A 16,112-nucleotide genomic window follows, 5' to 3' on the forward strand; every position below is an offset into this window, starting at 1 on the left:
TCTCTCCTCGCTCACGTTAATGGGGCTTGAAGCGCACCCGCTCCGGCGGCTGCTTGAACGTGCCAAGCGGCGTCCAGACGGGCATGCCGAGGAAGAACGCGAAGTAGATCAGCGCGCAGGCCTGCGCGATCAGCGTCGCAGCCGGCGATGGCGGCCGCGTGCCGAGGAACGCGAGGGTCAGGAACGCCGCGACGAAGATCCCGAGGAACACCTTGTGGAACAGCGGCCGGTAGCGGATCGACTTCACCGGGCTGCGGTCCAGCCACGGCAGGAAGAACAGCGTGATCACCGCCGAGCCCATCACGACGACGCCCCAGAACTTCGACTCCGTCAGGTACATGAACACGACGATCGCCGCGGCCAGCACCGGCAGGCCTGCCTTCCACTTGCCGCGCGCGCGGATCAGCGCGAGCACGCCGAGCAGCGCGATCACGATCATCAGCACGATCTTGAACGGGTCGGTGGTCGCGCGCAGCATCGCGTAGAACGCGGTGAAGTACCAGACCGGCGCGATCTCGGGCGGCGTCTGCAGCGGGTTCGCGGGGACGAAGTTGTTCGCCTCGAGGAAGTAGCCGCCCATCTCCGGCGAGAAAAACACGATCAGCGCGAAGATCATCAGGAACACGCACACGCCGAGGAAATCGTGCACCGAGTAGTACGGATGGAACGGGATGCCGTCGAGCGGGATGCCGTTCTCGTCCTTCTTCGCCTTGATCTCGATGCCGTCCGGGTTATTCGACCCCACTTCGTGCAGTGCGACGAGGTGCGCGATCACGAGACCGACCAGCACGAGCGGAATCGCGATCACGTGGAACGCGAAGAAACGGTTCAGCGTGACGTCGGACACGACGTAGTCGCCGCGAATCCACAGCGACAGGTCCGGGCCGACGAACGGGATCGCCGAGAACAGGTTCACGATCACCTGCGCACCCCAGAACGACATCTGGCCCCACGGCAGCAGGTAGCCGAAGAACGCCTCGGCCATCAGGCACAGGAAGATCGCGCAGCCGAAGATCCACACGAGCTCGCGCGGCTTGCGGTACGACCCGTACAGCAGCCCGCGGAACATGTGCAGGTAGACGACCACGAAGAACATCGATGCACCGGTCGAGTGCATGTAGCGGATCAGCCAGCCCCACGGCACCTCGCGCATGATGTACTCGACCGACGCGAACGCGAGCATCGAGTCGGGCTTGTAGTTCATCGTCAGGAAGATGCCCGTGACGATCTGGTTGACGAGCACCAGCAGCGCGAGGGAGCCGAAGAAGTACCAGAAGTTGAAGTTCTTCGGCGCGTAGTACTCGGAAACGTGCTTCTTCCAGGTGGACGTGAGCGGGAAGCGCTGATCGATCCAGCCGGTGAGACCTGTCGTGGAGACTTCTTTGTTGTCGGCGGCCATCACGCTTCTCCTTTCTCGTCCTTGCCGATCACGAGGGTCGTCGCCGACGTGAACATGTAGGGCGGGATGTCGAGATTCTGAGGCGCCGGCTTGTTCTTGAACACACGGCCGGCGAGGTCGTAGGTCGAACCGTGGCACGGGCACAGGAAACCGCCCGGCCAGTCGTCCGGCAGGTTCGGCTGCGGACCCGGCGTGAAGCGTTGGCTAGGCGTGCAGCCGAGGTGCGTACACACGGCCATCACGACGAGAATGTTCTTGCGATCGGCCCGCGAGCGATATTCGTTGGCGCAATACGCGGGCAACGGCATCGAATACGGGGATTTCGTGGTCGGATCCGCGACTTCCTTGTCGGCCTTGACCACGTCGGCCAGCATCGAATCGGTGCGATTCAGGATCCAGACGGGCTTGCCGCGCCACGGCACGGTGACCATTTCGCCAGGCTTCAGGCCGCTGATATCAACCTCGACCGGGGCACCGGCCGCTTTCGCTTTCGCGGACGGCGCAAGCGACGCCGCGAAAGGTATGACGGTGGCTACGCCTCCCACGCCACCTGCTACGGATGTCGCAATCAGCCAGGTACGGCGGCCGCTGTCGACGCGTTTCTCTTCCTTGTCTCGCATCACACGCCCCACTTCTGAGTTGGATTTTCCGTCACGACTTTCCATTCCGCCGCTAGTTTGCTCGAATGGAGTCGCCATTTACAAGGCCCGGAGATGAAAATCCCTTCGAAGTGTTTGATAGTTAAGGGTTATCCCCCACTATCGGAGCGATTAAATCATTTCACTTTTAAGCATCCGCTACATTGCGAAATTTCGATGCACCGCCGCAAATCCGTCGCTCAGACCGGATTGTGAATATCGATAAAAAGGTGCTCGATATCGAATTCTTCGGACAAGTGGGCGCCCAGCGCCTGGATTCCGTAACGTTCGGTCGCATGGTGCCCCGCCGCAACGAACGCGACGCCGCTCTCGGCAGCCGTGTGCGTCACGTATTCGGACACCTCGCCGGTCAGGTACACGTCCGCGCCGGCATCGATCGCCGCGTCGAAATAGCTTTGCGCGGCGCCGGTGCACCACGCGATACGGCGCAGCTGCATCTCCGGGTCACCGAGCACGAGCGGCGTGCGGCCGAGCGTGTTCTCGACCTTCGCGACGAAGTGCTCGAGCGTGACGGGCATCGGCAGCGTCGCCATCCAGCCGAGGTTGCCTTCGCCGAAACGCTGCTCGCCGATCAGCCCGAGCTTCGCGCCGAGCTGCGCGTTGTTGCCGAATTCGGGATGCGCGTCGAGCGGCAGGTGGAACGCGAACAGGTTCAGGTCGTTCGCGAGCAGCAGCTTCAGGCGCTGGTACTTGCGGCCCGTGATCTGCGGCGCCTCGTTGCGCCAGAAATAACCGTGATGGACGAGCACGGCATCCGCCCCCCATTCGAGCGCGGCCTCGAGGAACGCGACCGACGCCGTCACGCCGGTGGCGATCTTCTCGACCTTGCGGCGCCCCTCGACCTGGAGGCCGTTCGGGCAATAGTCCTTGAAGCGCGCGGTTTCGAGGGTATTGTTCAAGTACAATTCAAGTTCGATCCGATCCATATAAACCTCTAATCCATTCAGATGCTTAGACGCTTCTGGCTGTTCTTCGCGCAGGCGGTTACCGTGCTGCTCGCGCTGATGTTCATCGTCGTGACGCTCAAGCCGCAATGGCTGCAACGGCAAGGACAGCTCGGCAAGCAGCTCGCCACGCCGATCGTTGCGCTGCGGGAGGTCGCGCCCGGCATCGGCGGCGCGCCGGCGACCACGTCGTACGCGGAAGCCGCGCAGAAGGCGATGCCGGCCGTCGTCAACGTGTTCTCCAGCAAGGACGGCTCGCTGCCGCCCGACCCGCGCGCGAAAGATCCGCTGTTCCGCTACTTCTTCGGCGACCGCAACGCCCGCAAGCAGCAGGACGAACCGGCAGCCAACCTCGGCTCGGGCGTTATCGTGAGCCCGGAAGGTTACATTCTAACGAACCAGCACGTCGTGGACGGCGCCGACCAGATCGAAGTCGCGCTCGCCGACGGCCGCACGGCCACCGCGAAGGTGATCGGCAGCGATCCCGAGACCGATCTGGCCGTGCTGAAGATCAACGTGACGAACCTGCCGACGATCACGCTCGGCCGCTCCGACCAGTCGCGCGTCGGCGATGTCGTGCTCGCGATCGGCAACCCGTTCGGCGTCGGCCAGACGGTCACGATGGGGATCATCAGCGCGCTCGGCCGCAATCACCTCGGCATCAACACGTTCGAGAACTTCATCCAGACCGACGCACCGATCAACCCCGGCAACTCGGGCGGCGCGCTGGTCGACGTGAACGGCAACCTACTCGGCATCAACACGGCGATCTACTCGCGTTCGGGCGGCTCGCTCGGCATCGGCTTCGCGATTCCCGTGTCGACCGCGCGCACGGTGCTCGAGAGCATCATCACGACGGGCTCGGTCACGCGCGGCTGGATCGGCGTCGAACCGCAGGACGTCACGCCGGAGATCGCCGAGTCGTTCGGGCTCCAGCAGAAATCGGGCGCGATCGTCGCCGGCGTGCTGCAGGGCGGCCCGGCCGACAAGGCCGGCATCAAGCCGGGCGATATCCTGGTCACGGTCAACGGCGAGGACATCACGGACACGACCAAGCTGCTGAACGTCGTCGCGCAGATCAAGCCCGGCACGCCGACCAAGGTGCACGTCGTGCGCAAGGGCAAGGAGTTCGACGTGAGCGTCGTGATCGGCAAGCGCCCGCCGCCGCCGAAGCAGACGCTCGACGAGCAGGACAGCGATACCGAATGAGGTTGGGCAGGCGGGTCGCGCGACATCACGCGCCCGTTGTCGTCGGTGGAAATGAAAAAGGGCAGCCGGTTGGCTGCCCTTTTGCTTTGCTTCGACCGATCCGTATTGCCCGGGAAGGGGACAATGCCACACGCTTGCCGGCTCGGCCACGGCATCGCCGCACCGTTCGAGCTGACCGGAAGAGCCGGCCCGCCGCCCGGTGCGCCGCCGTCAGCCCGCGGCTTCGCCGTTCCCCGCCTCGCCCTCTTCGGCCGGCTTCTTCGGCACGAAGAACCGCGCGGCCAGGATCCCGGCTTCATACAGCACGATCAGCGGCAGCGCGAGCATCAGTTGCGAGAACACGTCCGGCGGCGTGACGACCGCCGCGACGACGAACGCGCCGACGATCACGTACGGGCGGATTTCCTTCAGTTTCTTCACCGTCAGCACGCCCATCCGGACGAGCAGCACGACGACGATCGGCACCTCGAACGTGACCCCGAACGCGATGAACATCCCGAGCACGAAGCTCAGGTAGTTGTCGATGTCGGTCGTCATCTCGGCCCCGAGCGGCGCGTTGTAGTGCGCCATCACGCGGAAGATCGTCGGGAACACGAGGAAGTACGCGAATGCCATCCCGCACAGGAACAGCACGTAGCTGCTGCCGACGAGCGGCGTGACGAGCTTCTTCTCGTGCTGGTACAGCCCCGGCGCGACGAACGCCCAGATCTGGTACAGCACGACCGGCAGCGCGATCACGAGCGCGACGAGCATCGTGACCTTCATCGGCACGAAGAACGAGCCGGTGACGTCGGTGACGATCATCTTGCCGTCCTTCGGCAGATTCTCCATCAGCGGCCGCGCGAGCAGCCGGAAGATGTCGGGCGCCCAGTAGACGAGCCCGAGGAACACAACGATCACGGCCAGCCCCGCGCGAATGATGCGGTCGCGAAGCTCGACGAGATGGGAAATGAAGGTTTCTTCCGGGGCGTCGCCCGGGTTCTGCTGGGGGTCGCTCACACCGGCCCTCGGTAGGATTGACGAGCGAGCATGCGCTCGGCTCAGAAGAAGCGCGTCGGCCGGCGCAGGCTGGCCGGCTGGTGGCGCGCGACACGCGCGGCGCCCGACTGCACGTGCGTGCGGCGGGTGGTCGCGCGCTTGTACCAGACAGGCGTCGCCGCCTGCTTCACGCGCCAGTTGCGGCGCTTCGTCGCGAGCGCGGCCGGACTGCCGCGCCACGACGGCGCAGCAGGCGCGTCGGAACCGTAGGACCCGGCGGCACCCGACGCTTCGTCAAGACCGCCGACCGCGGAATGCCACGTGTCGTTGAGTTCCTTCTCGTGCTCGCGCAGGTTGTCGTGAATCGTCGTCTCGACATTGCGCGCGGCCGATTCGAAATCGGTCTTCATCGTCCGCAACGCGTCGAGTTCGATTTCGCGCGAGACCTCGGCCTTCACGTCGTTGATGTACCGCTGCGCACGACCGAACAGCGCGCCTGCCGTACGCGCGACGCGCGGCAGGCGCTCGGGGCCGAGCACCACGAGCGCGACGACGCCGATCAGCGCCATCTTCGAAAGACCGAGATCCAGCATCGCGAATGCCTGTCAGCGGGCCGGCGTTACGCCTTGTTCGAATCGGAACGCGTCGTTTCCTTCGCGTTGACGTCGACCGAGCCGGAGCGCGGCAGCTGCTGCGCATCGGCCGGCGTTTCGCCTTCCTTCATGCCGTCCTTGAAACCCTTCACGGCGCTGCCGAGATCGTTGCCGATGTTGCGCAGCTTCTTCGTACCGAAAACCAGCGCGACGATCAGCAGCACGATCAGCCAGTGCCAAATGCTCAATCCACCCATGATGAAACCTCTCCTCAACCACGCCGCCGGGCGGCGCAAATCGCCGGCGACGCGCCGGCTTCGACTATCGATGCGGGGAAACGCCCCGCGCCGTCAACCCATCCGCTGCCAGGGGCGCGGACCGGCCAGGATATGCGCGTGCAGGTGGTAGACCTCCTGCCCGCCGCCCGGGCCCGTATTGATCACCGTGCGAAAACCGGTCTCGCCGCCCGTGTACGCGACGCCGAGCTGGTCGGCAAGGCGCGCGACGAGCAGCATCAGCCGGCCGAGCATCGGCGCATCGTCCGCGCTCGCCGCCGACAGCGTCGGCAGGTGCCGGCGCGGAATCACGAGCACGTGCGTCTCGGCCGCCGGGCGGATGTCGCGGAACGCGACGAATTCGTCGTCCTCGTGCACCTTCGTGCTCGGGATCTCGCCTGCCGCGATCTTGCAGAACAGGCAATTCGGATCGTGACTCATGTTGCTCCTGCGAAACGCCCGCGCGCGCCGGTCAGAACCACGCCTGCGGATCGAGCGTCTTGTTGTCGTTCAGGTACAGCCAACCCTTGATGATACGGTACAGCGTCCAAATCCACGTGACAAACATCACTGCGAATCCGACCACGACGAATGCCAGCGCGAACCCGATGACGTACGCGATCAGCGCGCGCCAGAACGTGCGGATCTGCCACTCGAAATGGTCGGCATACGGCGTGCCGGCCACGTCCCCGCGCTTCACGTAGTTGATGATGATCGCGATGATGCCCGTGACGCCGCCCGTCAGCCAGTGAAATGCATAAAGACCGTAGAGCACGTGAGTCAGCGTGCGCAGCCCGTTCAGGCGCTCGGCATCCGCCGCCCCCGGCACCGCGGGCGTCGGAAACTGGTTCGACGTATCGTTCATGATGCTACCCCCGTAAGATGACAATTCTTACAGCTTACCGCACTGCTGCCACCGCGGCGGGACGATGCGCATCAGCCGCCGTTTTCCTCGCGCTCGCGGCGCTTGCGCAGCGCCTTTTCCTCGATGCCCGACAGCCCCTCGCGGCGCTCGAGTTCGGCGATCACGTCGGCCGGGCTCAGCTCGAAGTGCGACAGCATCACGAGGCAGTGGAACCACAGGTCGGCCACCTCGCCGACGAGCGCGCTCGGCGCGCCGCCCTGGCGCACGTCCTTCGCGGCCAGCACGACTTCCGTCGCCTCTTCGCCGATCTTCTTCAGCACCGCGTCGTCGCCCTTGTGGAACAGGCGCGATACGTACGATTGATCGGGGTCGCCGCCCTTGCGGCTATCGATCACGGCCGCGAGGCGCAGCAGCGTGTCTTCGGTCGATTGCGTCATTTGTAGATGTGTTCGGGATCTTTCAGCACCGGTTCGACCGCGACCCAGTCGCCGTGGTCGACGGTGCCCTCGAATTTCTGGAAAAAGCACGAATGCCGGCCGGTGTGGCACGCGATGCCCGATACCTGCTCGACCTTCAGCAGCACGACGTCCTCGTCGCAGTCGAGCCGCACCTCGTGCACGTGCTGCACGTGGCCCGACTCCTCGCCCTTGAACCACAACCGCTTGCGCGAGCGCGAATAGTAGACCGCGCGCTGCGTCTCGATCGTCTTCGCCAGTGCCTCGCGGTTCATCCACGCGAACATCAGCACGTCGTTCGTCGCTGCTTCCTGCGCGATCACCGGCACGAGGCCGTTGTCGTCCCAGCGGACCTTGTCGAGCCACGCGGGCAGGGATTTCGTTTCCGTATTCATCACAGCCTCACCGGGATGCCCTGGTCGGCCATGAAGCGCTTCGCCTCGCCGACCGTGTGCTCGCCGTAGTGGAAGATGCTCGCGGCCAGCACCGCGTCGGCGCGGCCGTCCTTGATGCCGTCTGCCAGATGCTGCAGCGAACCGACGCCGCCCGATGCGATCACCGGCACCGGCACCGCGTCCGACACGCCGCGCGTGAGCGCGAGGTCGAAGCCCGACTTGGTGCCGTCGCGGTCCATGCTCGTGAGCAGGATCTCGCCCGCGCCGAGCTCGGCCATCTTGCGCGCCCATTCGATCGCGTCGAGGCCCGTGTTCTTGCGGCCGCCGTGCGTGAAGACTTCCCAGCGCGGCGTCTCGCCGTCGGCTGACACGCGCTTCGCGTCGATCGCGACGACGATGCACTGCGAGCCGTACTTGTCGGCCGCATCGCGCACGAGCTGCGGGTTCGCGACCGCCGACGAATTCATGCTGACCTTGTCCGCGCCCGCGTTCAGCAGACGCCGCACGTCCTCGACCGCGCGCACGCCGCCGCCGACGGTCAGCGGAATGAAGACCTGCGACGCGACGGCTTCGATGATCGGCAGGATCAGGTCGCGCTGGTCGGACGTCGCGGTGATGTCGAGGAACGTCAGTTCGTCGGCGCCCTGGTCGTCGTAGCGGCGGGCGATTTCGACGGGATCGCCGGCATCGCGCAGCTCGACGAAGTTGACGCCCTTGACGACACGCCCGGCAGTCACGTCCAGGCAGGGGATGATGCGTTTAGCTAGAGCCATGATGTTGCGCCAAATGCCGCGCTGGGACGGCCGGTTGCGGAAGCCTCGCACGAGACTTCCGGTCGGGGCCGCCTGCGGGCGGCCCCGGCGAACGGGAAACCGCGTTACGCGTTGTCGAGTTCGCCGTTCAGTTCGTCCGCGCGCCTTTGCGCGGCCGCGAAATCGAGATCGCCGGAGTAGATCGCGCGGCCGCAGATCACGCCTTCGACGCCGTGCTCTTCCACTTCGCACAGGTTCTCGATGTCCGTGAGGTTCGACAAGCCGCCGCTGGCGATCACCGGAATGCCGACCGCCTGCGCGAGCTTCACGGTCGCCTCGATGTTGATGCCCTGCAGCATTCCGTCGCGCCCGATGTCGGTATAGACGATCGATTCGACGCCGTAGTCCTCGAACTTCTTCGCGAGATCGACCACTTCGTGGCCGGTCAGCTTGCTCCATCCGTCGGTCGCGACCTTGCCGTCCTTCGCGTCGAGCCCGACGATGATGCTGCCGGAGAACGCGGTGCACGCGTCCTGCAGGAAGCCCGGGTTCTTCACGGCCGCCGTGCCGATGATCACGTAGGACAGGCCCGCGTCGAGATACTTCTCGATCGTCTCGAGGCTGCGGATGCCGCCGCCGAGCTGGACGGGGATTTCATCGCCGACTTCGTCGAGGATCGCTTCGATCGCCTCGAGATTCTTCGGCTTGCCGGCGAATGCGCCGTTCAGGTCGACCAGATGGAGCCGCCGGGCGCCGAGATCGACCCACTTGCGGGCCATCGCCGCCGGGTCCTCGGAAAAAATCGTGGCCTGGTCCATGTCGCCCTGTTTGAGGCGCACACACTGACCGTCTTTTAGATCGATGGCCGGAATCAGCAACATAGCAATCGGGTGTCGTCGTGGAAGAAGAAAAGAATCCGGCGCGTACCGGCCAATCCGGTACCGCGCCGTCTCGCTAGTTTAGTACAACTCTTTCGGCGCCTAGGCGCGCGAGCCCCGCAAGACGGGCCTCCGCGGCCCGTCGACTGTGGTTCGCGCACCACGTTCACGGTTTCCAGTGTACGAAGTTGCGGTACAGACGCAACCCGACCTCCGCGCTTTTCTCCGGGTGGAATTGGGTCGCGAAGAGGTTGTCCCGCGCGACCGCGGACGTAAACGGCGCACCATATGCCGTTTCGCCGACCGTGTGTGCCGGGTTGTCCGGCGTCACGTAGTAGCTGTGCACGAAGTAGAAATACGCGTCGTCGGGCACGCCGTCCCACAGCGGGTGCGGCTGCGACTGGCGCACGCGGTTCCAGCCCATCTGCGGCACCTTGAAGCGCGAGCCGTCGTCCTGCACGCGGCCGTCGAGCTCGAAGCGCACGACCTTGCCGGGCAACAGGCCGAGGCCCTTCGTGTCGCCTTCCGCGCTCCAGTCGAACAGCATCTGCTCGCCGACGCACACGCCGAGCAGCGGCTTCGTGCGCGACGCCTCGATCACGGCCTCCTGCAGGCCCGATTCGCCGAGGCAGCGCATGCAGTCGGGCATCGCGCCCTGGCCGGGCAGCACGACGCGGTCGGCCGCGCGAATCGCGGCCGGCGTGTCGACGATCGCCACGTCGGCGGCCGGTTCGGCCTTCTTGAGCGCCTGCGCGACCGAGCGCAGGTTGCCCATCCCATAATCCACAATCGCAATCGAAGTTTTCATCTCAGTGCAGGCAGTAGCGCCCTCAGTCCATTGACGATGAATTCCACCGCCAGCGCCGACAGCATCAGACCCATCAGCCGCGTGGCGATGTTGATGCCCGTGCGGCCGATCCAGTTCGCGATCGGCTCGGCGAGCCGCATCGCGACGAAACACAGAAAAGCCAGGACCGCGCCGATCGCGACCAGCCCGGCCTGTTCATACCAGTGATGCGCGTTCGCCGCATAGATGATCACCGTGCTGATCGAGCCGGGGCCCGTGAGCAGCGGAATCGCCAGCGGCACGACCGCGATGTTGTCCTTCAGCTCGGCTTCGTGGCGCTCTTCCGGCGTCGATCGCGTGTTGCCGATCTGCGCGTTCAGCATGTTGATCGCCATCAGCAGCATGATGATCCCGCCGCCCACTTCGAGCGACCCGACCGAAATGCCGAAGAAGTTGATGATCTGCTGCCCGAGCAGCGCGGTCACCGTCATCACGCAGAATACCGACACCGATGCGATCCGGATCGTGCGACGCCGCTCGCCGTCCGTCTGCTGCGCCGTCAGGCTCAGGAAGAACGGCACCGCGCCGACCGGGTTGATCAGCGCCAGCAGCGAAATGAACGATTTGAGCAGATCCATCGCAAGCCGGCGCCGCGCGCCGAAGCCGTGAGGTTGTCCTTAGCGTCCGCCCATCCGGACGATCAGAGGCTGCCTTTCGTCGACGGAATCTGCCCCGCCGCACGCTCGTCGAGCTCCACCGCCGCGCGCAGCGCACGGCCGAAGGCCTTGAACACCGTCTCGAGCTGATGGTGCGCGTTGATCCCGCGCAGGTTGTCGATGTGCAGCGTGACGCCCGCGTGGTTCACGAAACCGCGGAAGAACTCGATCGACAGGTCGACGTCGAACGTGCCGATCCGCGCACGCGTGAACGGCACGTGGAATTCGAGGCCCGGCCGGCCGGAGAAGTCGATCACGACGCGCGACAGCGCCTCGTCGAGCGGCACGTACGAATGGCCGTAGCGGCGGATGCCCTTCCGGTCGCCGATCGCCTTCGCGACGGCCTGACCGAGCGTGATGCCGACATCCTCGACCGTGTGGTGGTCGTCGATATGCGTGTCGCCATGCGCTTCGACCTCGAGATCGACCAGACCATGCCGCGCGATCTGGTCGAGCATATGGTCGAGAAACGGCACGCCGGTGGCCAGCTTCTGCTGGCCGGTGCCGTCGAGATCGAGCTTCACACGGATCTGCGTTTCGCTGGTATTGCGAACGACTTCCGCCACACGCATGGCAATTCCTTGATTGAGTCTGAGGTAAATGGGGATTGATCGTCGCGCGCCGCCGCGCCCTGGGCTCAACCGGGCAGCGCGAGTTTCAAGGCGGCCAGCAGGCGGGCGTTTTCGTCGGGAGAACCGACGGTCAGCCGCACGCATTCGGCCAGCAATGGATGCATTTTACTCACGTTTTTGACCAGCACCCGTTCGGTGAGCAGCGCATCGAACACGGCGGCCGCGTCCGGCACGCGCACCAGCAGGAAATTGCCGGCGCTCGGGAACACCGTCGTGCCCGGCAGCGCGGCCACGGCCTGCGCGAGACGCGTGCGTTCCGCGCGCAGTTCGGCCGCCTGCGCATCGAGCACGTCGAGGTGGTCGAGCAGGAAATCGACGGTCGCCTGGGTCAGCACGTTGATGTTGTACGGCGGGCGCACCTTGTCGAATTCGGCCAGCCACGCGTGCCGCCCGACGAGATAGCCGAGGCGGATGCCCGCGAGACCGAGCTTCGACACCGTGCGCATCACGACGACGTTGTCGAATTCGGCGGCGCGCGGCAGCCACGAGCGCTCGGCGAACGGCTGGTACGCCTCGTCGATCACGATCAGGCTGTGCCGCGCGGCGGCAATGATCCGTTCGACGTCGGCATCGTCGTACAGCGTGCCGGTCGGGTTGTTCGGGTACGCGAGATAGACGATCGCGGGCCGGTGCCCGGCGATCGCCGCGAGCATCGCGTCGACGTCGAGCGTCAGGTCGGCCTGCAGCGGCACGCCGACGAATTCGAGCTGCGCGAGCTTCGCCGACAGCTCGTACATCACGAAACCCGGCACCGGCGCGAGCACCTTCGCGCCCGGCTGCGCGCACGCGACCGAGATCATGCTGATGATTTCGTCGGAACCGTTGCCGAGCAGCACGTCGCAACCGGCCGGCACGCCCATCGCGTGGCGCAGCTTGTCGAGCAGCGCGGCCGGGCGCGGCGCCGGGTAGCGGTTCAGCGCGACCTGCGCGAGACGCTCGCCGAGCGCCGCCGCCAGCGGTTCGGGCAGCGGATACGGATTCTCCATCGCGTCGAGCTTCACGAACCCGCTCGCGTCGGGCACCGGATAGCTCGTCATCGCGAGCACGTCGCGGCGGATGATGTCTTGTGGCGTCGTCATGGTCTCAAGCCGGCGTGCGTCGCGCCGGCATCAAATGGTCGGCAAGGCGGCGGCTGCCGCCCTGCACTGGTCTCCAGCCGCGCTCCGCGGTGCGGCCGGCGCCGGCGCATCGGCGCCCGCCCCGGCTCGGCCCCGCGTGGTGCGTGGTCAGCCCTTCATCCGGAACTCGGCGCTCTTCGCGTGCGCCTGCAGCCCTTCGCCGTACGCGAGCTCGGAGGCGATCTCGCCGAGGGTCTGTGCGCCTTCCGCGCTGACCTCGATCAGGCTCGAACGCTTGATGAAGTCGTACACGCCTAGCGGCGACGAGAAACGCGCGGTGCGCGACGTCGGCAGCACGTGGTTCGGCCCCGCGCAGTAGTCGCCGAGGCTTTCGCTCGTGTAGCGGCCGAGGAAGATCGCGCCCGCGTGGCGGATCTGCTGGCCCCATTGCTGCGGTTCCAGTGCCGAGATTTCGAGGTGCTCGGGCGCGATGTCGTTCGCGATCCGGCACGCTTCGGCCATGTCGCGCACCTTGATCAGCGCGCCGCGCCCTTCGAGCGATGCGCGGATCACGTCCCGGCGCGGCATCGACGGCAGCAGCTCGTCGATCGCCTTCTCGACACGGTCGAGGAACGCGCCGTCCGGGCACAGCAGGATCGACTGCGCGAGCTCGTCGTGCTCGGCCTGCGAGAACAGGTCCATCGCGACCCAGTTCGGATCGGTCGTGCCGTCGCACAGCACGAGGATTTCCGACGGCCCGGCGATCATGTCGATACCGACCGTGCCGAACACGCGGCGCTTCGCCGACGCGACGTACGCATTGCCGGGGCCGCAGATCTTGTCGACGGCCGGCACCGTCGCCGTGCCGTACGCGAGCGCGCCGACCGCCTGCGCGCCGCCGATCGTGAACACGCGGTCGACGCCGCCGAGCAGCGCCGCGGCGAGCACGAGGTCGTTCTTCACGCCGTCCGGCGTCGGCACGACCATCACGATCTCGCCGACGCCCGCGACGCGCGCGGGAATCGCGTTCATCAGCACCGACGACGGATACGCGGCCTTGCCGCCCGGCACGTACAGGCCGACGCGGTCGAGCGGCGTGACCTTCTGGCCGAGCACCGTGCCGTCGCTTTCCGTGTACTGCCAGCTATGCGTGCCGCACTCGATCTTCTGCTTCTCGTGGTACGCGCGCACACGCGCCGCGGCCGCTTCCAGCGCCGCGCGCGCCTTCGGCGCGAGACCGTCGAGCGCCGTCTGCAGCGCGTCCTGCGGCAGTTCGAGCGCGGCGACGCTGTTCGCGCTCAGCCGGTCGAAGCGGTTCGTGTACTCGAGCACCGCGGCGTCGCCGCGCGACTTCACGTCGGCGAGGATCTTCGCGACCGATTGCTCGATCGCTTCGTCTTCGCTCGCCTCGAACGCGAGCAACGCGCGCAGCGCGGCGCCGAAGCCTTCGTTCGTCGAATCGAGCTTGCGGATGGTGATGGACATGGGAGTTCCGTTACGGTGATGCGCTCAACCGCCATTCTGCGACGCGCGTTCGAACGCGTCGAGGATCGGCTTGAGCGCCGCGCGCTTCAACTTCAGCGCGGCCTGGTTCACGACGAGGCGCGACGAGATCGCCATGATCTCCTCGACCTCGACCAGATTGTTCGCCTTCAGCGTGCCGCCCGAGCTGACGAGGTCGACGATCGCGTCGGCCAGCCCGACCAGCGGCGCGAGCTCCATCGAGCCGTACAGCTTGATCAGGTCGACGTGCACGCCCTTCGCGGCGAAGTGTTCGCGCGCCGTTTCGACGTACTTCGTCGCGACGCGCAGGCGTGCGCCCTGGCGCACGGCGCTCGCGTAATCGAAGCCGGCCGACACCGCCACCGACATCCGGCAGCGCGCGATGTTCAGATCGATCGGCTGGTACAGGCCCGAGCCGCCGTGCTCGACCAGCACGTCCTTGCCGGCCACGCCGAAATCGGCCGCGCCGTATTCGACGTAGGTCGGCACGTCGCTCGCGCGCACGATGATCACGCGCAGGTCCGGGTTCGTCGTCGGCAGGATCAGCTTGCGCGACGTTTCCGGATCCTCGGTCACCTGCACGCCGGCCGCGGCGAGCAACGGCAGGGTTTCCTCGAAAATCCGGCCCTTCGACAGGGCGAGGGTCAGCGGCGCGGTCATGCTTGGCTCCCGGAAAGGCGGCGCACGTTCGCGCCGACGGCGGTCAGTTTGGCTTCCATGCGGTCGTAGCCGCGGTCCAGGTGATAGATCCGGTCGACGAGCGTTTCCCCGTCGGCGCGCAGCCCGGCGATCACGAGGCTCGCCGACGCACGCAGGTCGGTCGCCATCACGTTCGCGCCGGACAGCTTCTCGACGCCCGTCACGAGCGCGGTATTGCCGTCGATCGTGATGTTCGCGCCGAGCCGGTTCAGCTCCTGCACGTGCATGAAGCGGTTCTCGAAAATGGTTTCGACGACCTGCGCGGTGCCCGTCGCGACCGTATTGAGGGCCATGAACTGCGCCTGCATGTCGGTCGGGAACGCCGGGTATTCCGACGTGCGGATCGTCACGGCCGACGGGCGGCGGTCCATCTTCACGCGCAGCCAGCTGTCGCCTTCCTCGATCGACACGCCGGCTTCGCGCAGCTTGTCGATCACCGCGTCGAGAATGTGCGGGCGCACGCCCGTCAGCATCACGTCGCCGCCGGCCGCCGCGACCGCGCACAGGAACGTGCCGGCCTCGATGCGGTCGGGGATCACCGAATGGCGCGCGCCGTGCAGCCGCTCGACGCCCTGGATCACGAGGCGATCGGTGCCGATACCGTCGATCTTCGCGCCCATCGCGACCAGCAGGTGGGCGAGATCGCTCACTTCCGGCTCGCGCGCGGCGTTTTCGATCACCGTCTCGCCGTCTGCCAGCGTCGCGGCCATCAGCAGGTTTTCCGTGCCCGTCACCGTGATCATGTCGGTCACGATGCGCGCGCCCTTCAGGCGCTTCGCGCGCGCTTCGATGAAGCCGTGCTCGATGCTGATCTCGGCGCCCATCGCCTGCAGCCCCTTGATGTGCTGGTCGACCGGACGCGCGCCGATCGCGCAGCCGCCCGGCAGCGACACCTTCGCCTCGCCGAAGCGCGCGAGCAGCGGGCCGAGCACGAGGATCGACGCGCGCATCGTCTTCACGAGCTCGTACGGCGCGACGAGGTTGTCGACGCGCGACGCGTCGAGCTGCACGCGGCAGCCGTCGGTCTCGCTCTTCACGCCCATCTGGTTCAGCACCTTCAGCGTGGTGCGCACGTCCTTCAGGTTCGGCACGTTGTCGAGATCGACCGGATCGGCGGTGAGCAGCCCCGCGCACAGGATCGGCAGTGCGGCGTTCTTCGCACCCGACACGACGATCTCGCCGGACAGACGGTTACCGCCTTCGATCACGAGCTTGTCCATCCCCTGTCCCTGCGATTCCCCGTTGGCGGCCGGGTGTGCCGTGGCGACGCTCTTGACGGCGTCGCGCTCGTTGACGGTGACTTGCACTCAGTGAT

The 16,112-nt window shown here is 66.2% G+C and carries 20 protein-coding genes; 1 reads left to right on the plus strand and 19 read right to left on the minus strand.

All coding sequences use genetic code 11. The features are described from left to right. Positions 1 to 16: 16 nt before the first annotated feature. The 3 genes from AC0KUR_RS25925 to AC0KUR_RS25935 form a co-directional block, all read right to left on the minus strand. Positions 17 to 1,399 carry a cytochrome b gene (locus AC0KUR_RS25925; protein ID WP_034189805.1) on the minus strand — a complete coding sequence of 461 codons (1,383 nt, stop codon included), beginning with the start codon at positions 1,397 to 1,399 and terminating at the stop codon, positions 17 to 19. Further along, positions 1,399 to 2,019: a ubiquinol-cytochrome c reductase iron-sulfur subunit gene (petA, locus tag AC0KUR_RS25930; RefSeq protein ID WP_006477110.1), complete on the minus strand. Its 621-nt coding sequence runs from the start codon at positions 2,017 to 2,019 to the stop codon at positions 1,399 to 1,401. The genes AC0KUR_RS25925 and petA overlap by 1 nt, the downstream gene beginning before the upstream one ends. A gap of 218 nt (positions 2,020 to 2,237) precedes the next feature. Further along, positions 2,238 to 2,984: a Nif3-like dinuclear metal center hexameric protein gene (locus AC0KUR_RS25935; RefSeq protein ID WP_049032317.1), complete on the minus strand. Its 747-nt coding sequence runs from the start codon at positions 2,982 to 2,984 to the stop codon at positions 2,238 to 2,240. A gap of 21 nt (positions 2,985 to 3,005) precedes the next feature. On the opposite strand from AC0KUR_RS25935, the gene AC0KUR_RS25940 reads away from it, so the two are divergent. Next, positions 3,006 to 4,211 (plus strand): Do family serine endopeptidase, encoded by a 1,206-nt coding sequence (locus tag AC0KUR_RS25940; protein WP_034189807.1) that lies wholly within the window; start codon positions 3,006 to 3,008, stop codon positions 4,209 to 4,211. A 210-nt stretch (positions 4,212 to 4,421) separates the two neighbouring features. Here the strand turns inward: AC0KUR_RS25940 and tatC are convergent, their stop codons facing one another. The 16 genes from tatC to murA all read right to left on the minus strand — a co-directional run bounded on the left by tatC (position 4,422) and on the right by murA (position 16,104). Beyond that, positions 4,422 to 5,210, minus strand: a complete 789-nt coding sequence (gene tatC, locus AC0KUR_RS25945) for a twin-arginine translocase subunit TatC (RefSeq protein ID WP_034189808.1) — start codon at positions 5,208 to 5,210, stop codon at positions 4,422 to 4,424. Between the two features lie 41 nt (positions 5,211 to 5,251). Beyond that, a complete protein-coding gene (tatB, locus tag AC0KUR_RS25950; protein WP_034189809.1) occupies positions 5,252 to 5,782 on the minus strand; it encodes a Sec-independent protein translocase protein TatB in 531 nt (176 codons plus the stop codon). 26 nt (positions 5,783 to 5,808) lie between these two features. Then, on the minus strand, positions 5,809 to 6,039 hold the full coding sequence (gene tatA / locus AC0KUR_RS25955) for a Sec-independent protein translocase subunit TatA (protein WP_034183658.1): 231 nt from the start codon (positions 6,037 to 6,039) through the stop codon (positions 5,809 to 5,811). A gap of 93 nt (positions 6,040 to 6,132) precedes the next feature. After that, complete coding sequence (locus AC0KUR_RS25960) at positions 6,133 to 6,498, minus strand: histidine triad nucleotide-binding protein (protein ID WP_034189810.1); 366 nt, start codon at positions 6,496 to 6,498, stop codon at positions 6,133 to 6,135. A gap of 31 nt (positions 6,499 to 6,529) precedes the next feature. Beyond that, positions 6,530 to 6,922: a DUF4870 family protein gene (locus tag AC0KUR_RS25965; protein WP_034189811.1), complete on the minus strand. Its 393-nt coding sequence runs from the start codon at positions 6,920 to 6,922 to the stop codon at positions 6,530 to 6,532. A 71-nt stretch (positions 6,923 to 6,993) separates the two neighbouring features. After that, positions 6,994 to 7,359, minus strand: a complete 366-nt coding sequence (locus AC0KUR_RS25970) for a phosphoribosyl-ATP diphosphatase (protein ID WP_034189812.1) — start codon at positions 7,357 to 7,359, stop codon at positions 6,994 to 6,996. Continuing rightward, positions 7,356 to 7,772, minus strand: coding sequence for a phosphoribosyl-AMP cyclohydrolase (hisI, locus tag AC0KUR_RS25975; RefSeq protein ID WP_034189813.1), 417 nt, complete (start codon positions 7,770 to 7,772; stop codon positions 7,356 to 7,358). Before hisI ends, AC0KUR_RS25970 begins: the two co-directional genes overlap by 4 nt. Beyond that, the gene (gene hisF, locus AC0KUR_RS25980; RefSeq protein WP_011350732.1) at positions 7,772 to 8,545 is read right to left on the minus strand and encodes an imidazole glycerol phosphate synthase subunit HisF; all 774 of its coding nucleotides are present in this window, start codon (positions 8,543 to 8,545) and stop codon (positions 7,772 to 7,774) included. Before hisF ends, hisI begins: the two co-directional genes overlap by 1 nt. Positions 8,546 to 8,649: 104 nt before the next feature. Then, complete coding sequence (gene hisA / locus AC0KUR_RS25985) at positions 8,650 to 9,405, minus strand: 1-(5-phosphoribosyl)-5-[(5-phosphoribosylamino)methylideneamino]imidazole-4-carboxamide isomerase (RefSeq protein WP_034189814.1); 756 nt, start codon at positions 9,403 to 9,405, stop codon at positions 8,650 to 8,652. 163 nt (positions 9,406 to 9,568) lie between these two features. Beyond that, complete coding sequence (gene hisH / locus AC0KUR_RS25990) at positions 9,569 to 10,210, minus strand: imidazole glycerol phosphate synthase subunit HisH (protein WP_034189815.1); 642 nt, start codon at positions 10,208 to 10,210, stop codon at positions 9,569 to 9,571. Further along, positions 10,207 to 10,827: a YchE family NAAT transporter gene (locus AC0KUR_RS25995; protein WP_049032488.1), complete on the minus strand. Its 621-nt coding sequence runs from the start codon at positions 10,825 to 10,827 to the stop codon at positions 10,207 to 10,209. Before AC0KUR_RS25995 ends, hisH begins: the two co-directional genes overlap by 4 nt. Before the next feature lie 62 nt (positions 10,828 to 10,889). Beyond that, entirely contained in the window at positions 10,890 to 11,477 is a 588-nt protein-coding gene (hisB, locus tag AC0KUR_RS26000; protein ID WP_006477126.1) for an imidazoleglycerol-phosphate dehydratase HisB, read from the minus strand. 65 nt (positions 11,478 to 11,542) lie between these two features. After that, on the minus strand, positions 11,543 to 12,616 hold the full coding sequence (gene hisC, locus AC0KUR_RS26005) for a histidinol-phosphate transaminase (RefSeq protein WP_473376589.1): 1,074 nt from the start codon (positions 12,614 to 12,616) through the stop codon (positions 11,543 to 11,545). A 147-nt stretch (positions 12,617 to 12,763) separates the two neighbouring features. After that, the gene (gene hisD, locus AC0KUR_RS26010; protein WP_034189818.1) at positions 12,764 to 14,080 is read right to left on the minus strand and encodes a histidinol dehydrogenase; all 1,317 of its coding nucleotides are present in this window, start codon (positions 14,078 to 14,080) and stop codon (positions 12,764 to 12,766) included. 24 nt (positions 14,081 to 14,104) lie between these two features. Next, positions 14,105 to 14,758, minus strand: a complete 654-nt coding sequence (gene hisG, locus AC0KUR_RS26015; protein ID WP_012327780.1) for an ATP phosphoribosyltransferase — start codon at positions 14,756 to 14,758, stop codon at positions 14,105 to 14,107. Then, positions 14,755 to 16,104 (minus strand): UDP-N-acetylglucosamine 1-carboxyvinyltransferase, encoded by a 1,350-nt coding sequence (murA, locus tag AC0KUR_RS26020; protein ID WP_034189819.1) that lies wholly within the window; start codon positions 16,102 to 16,104, stop codon positions 14,755 to 14,757. The genes hisG and murA overlap by 4 nt, the downstream gene beginning before the upstream one ends. Positions 16,105 to 16,112: the final 8 nt, after the last annotated feature.

The organism is Burkholderia sp. YHN3-13 (assembly GCF_055810675.1).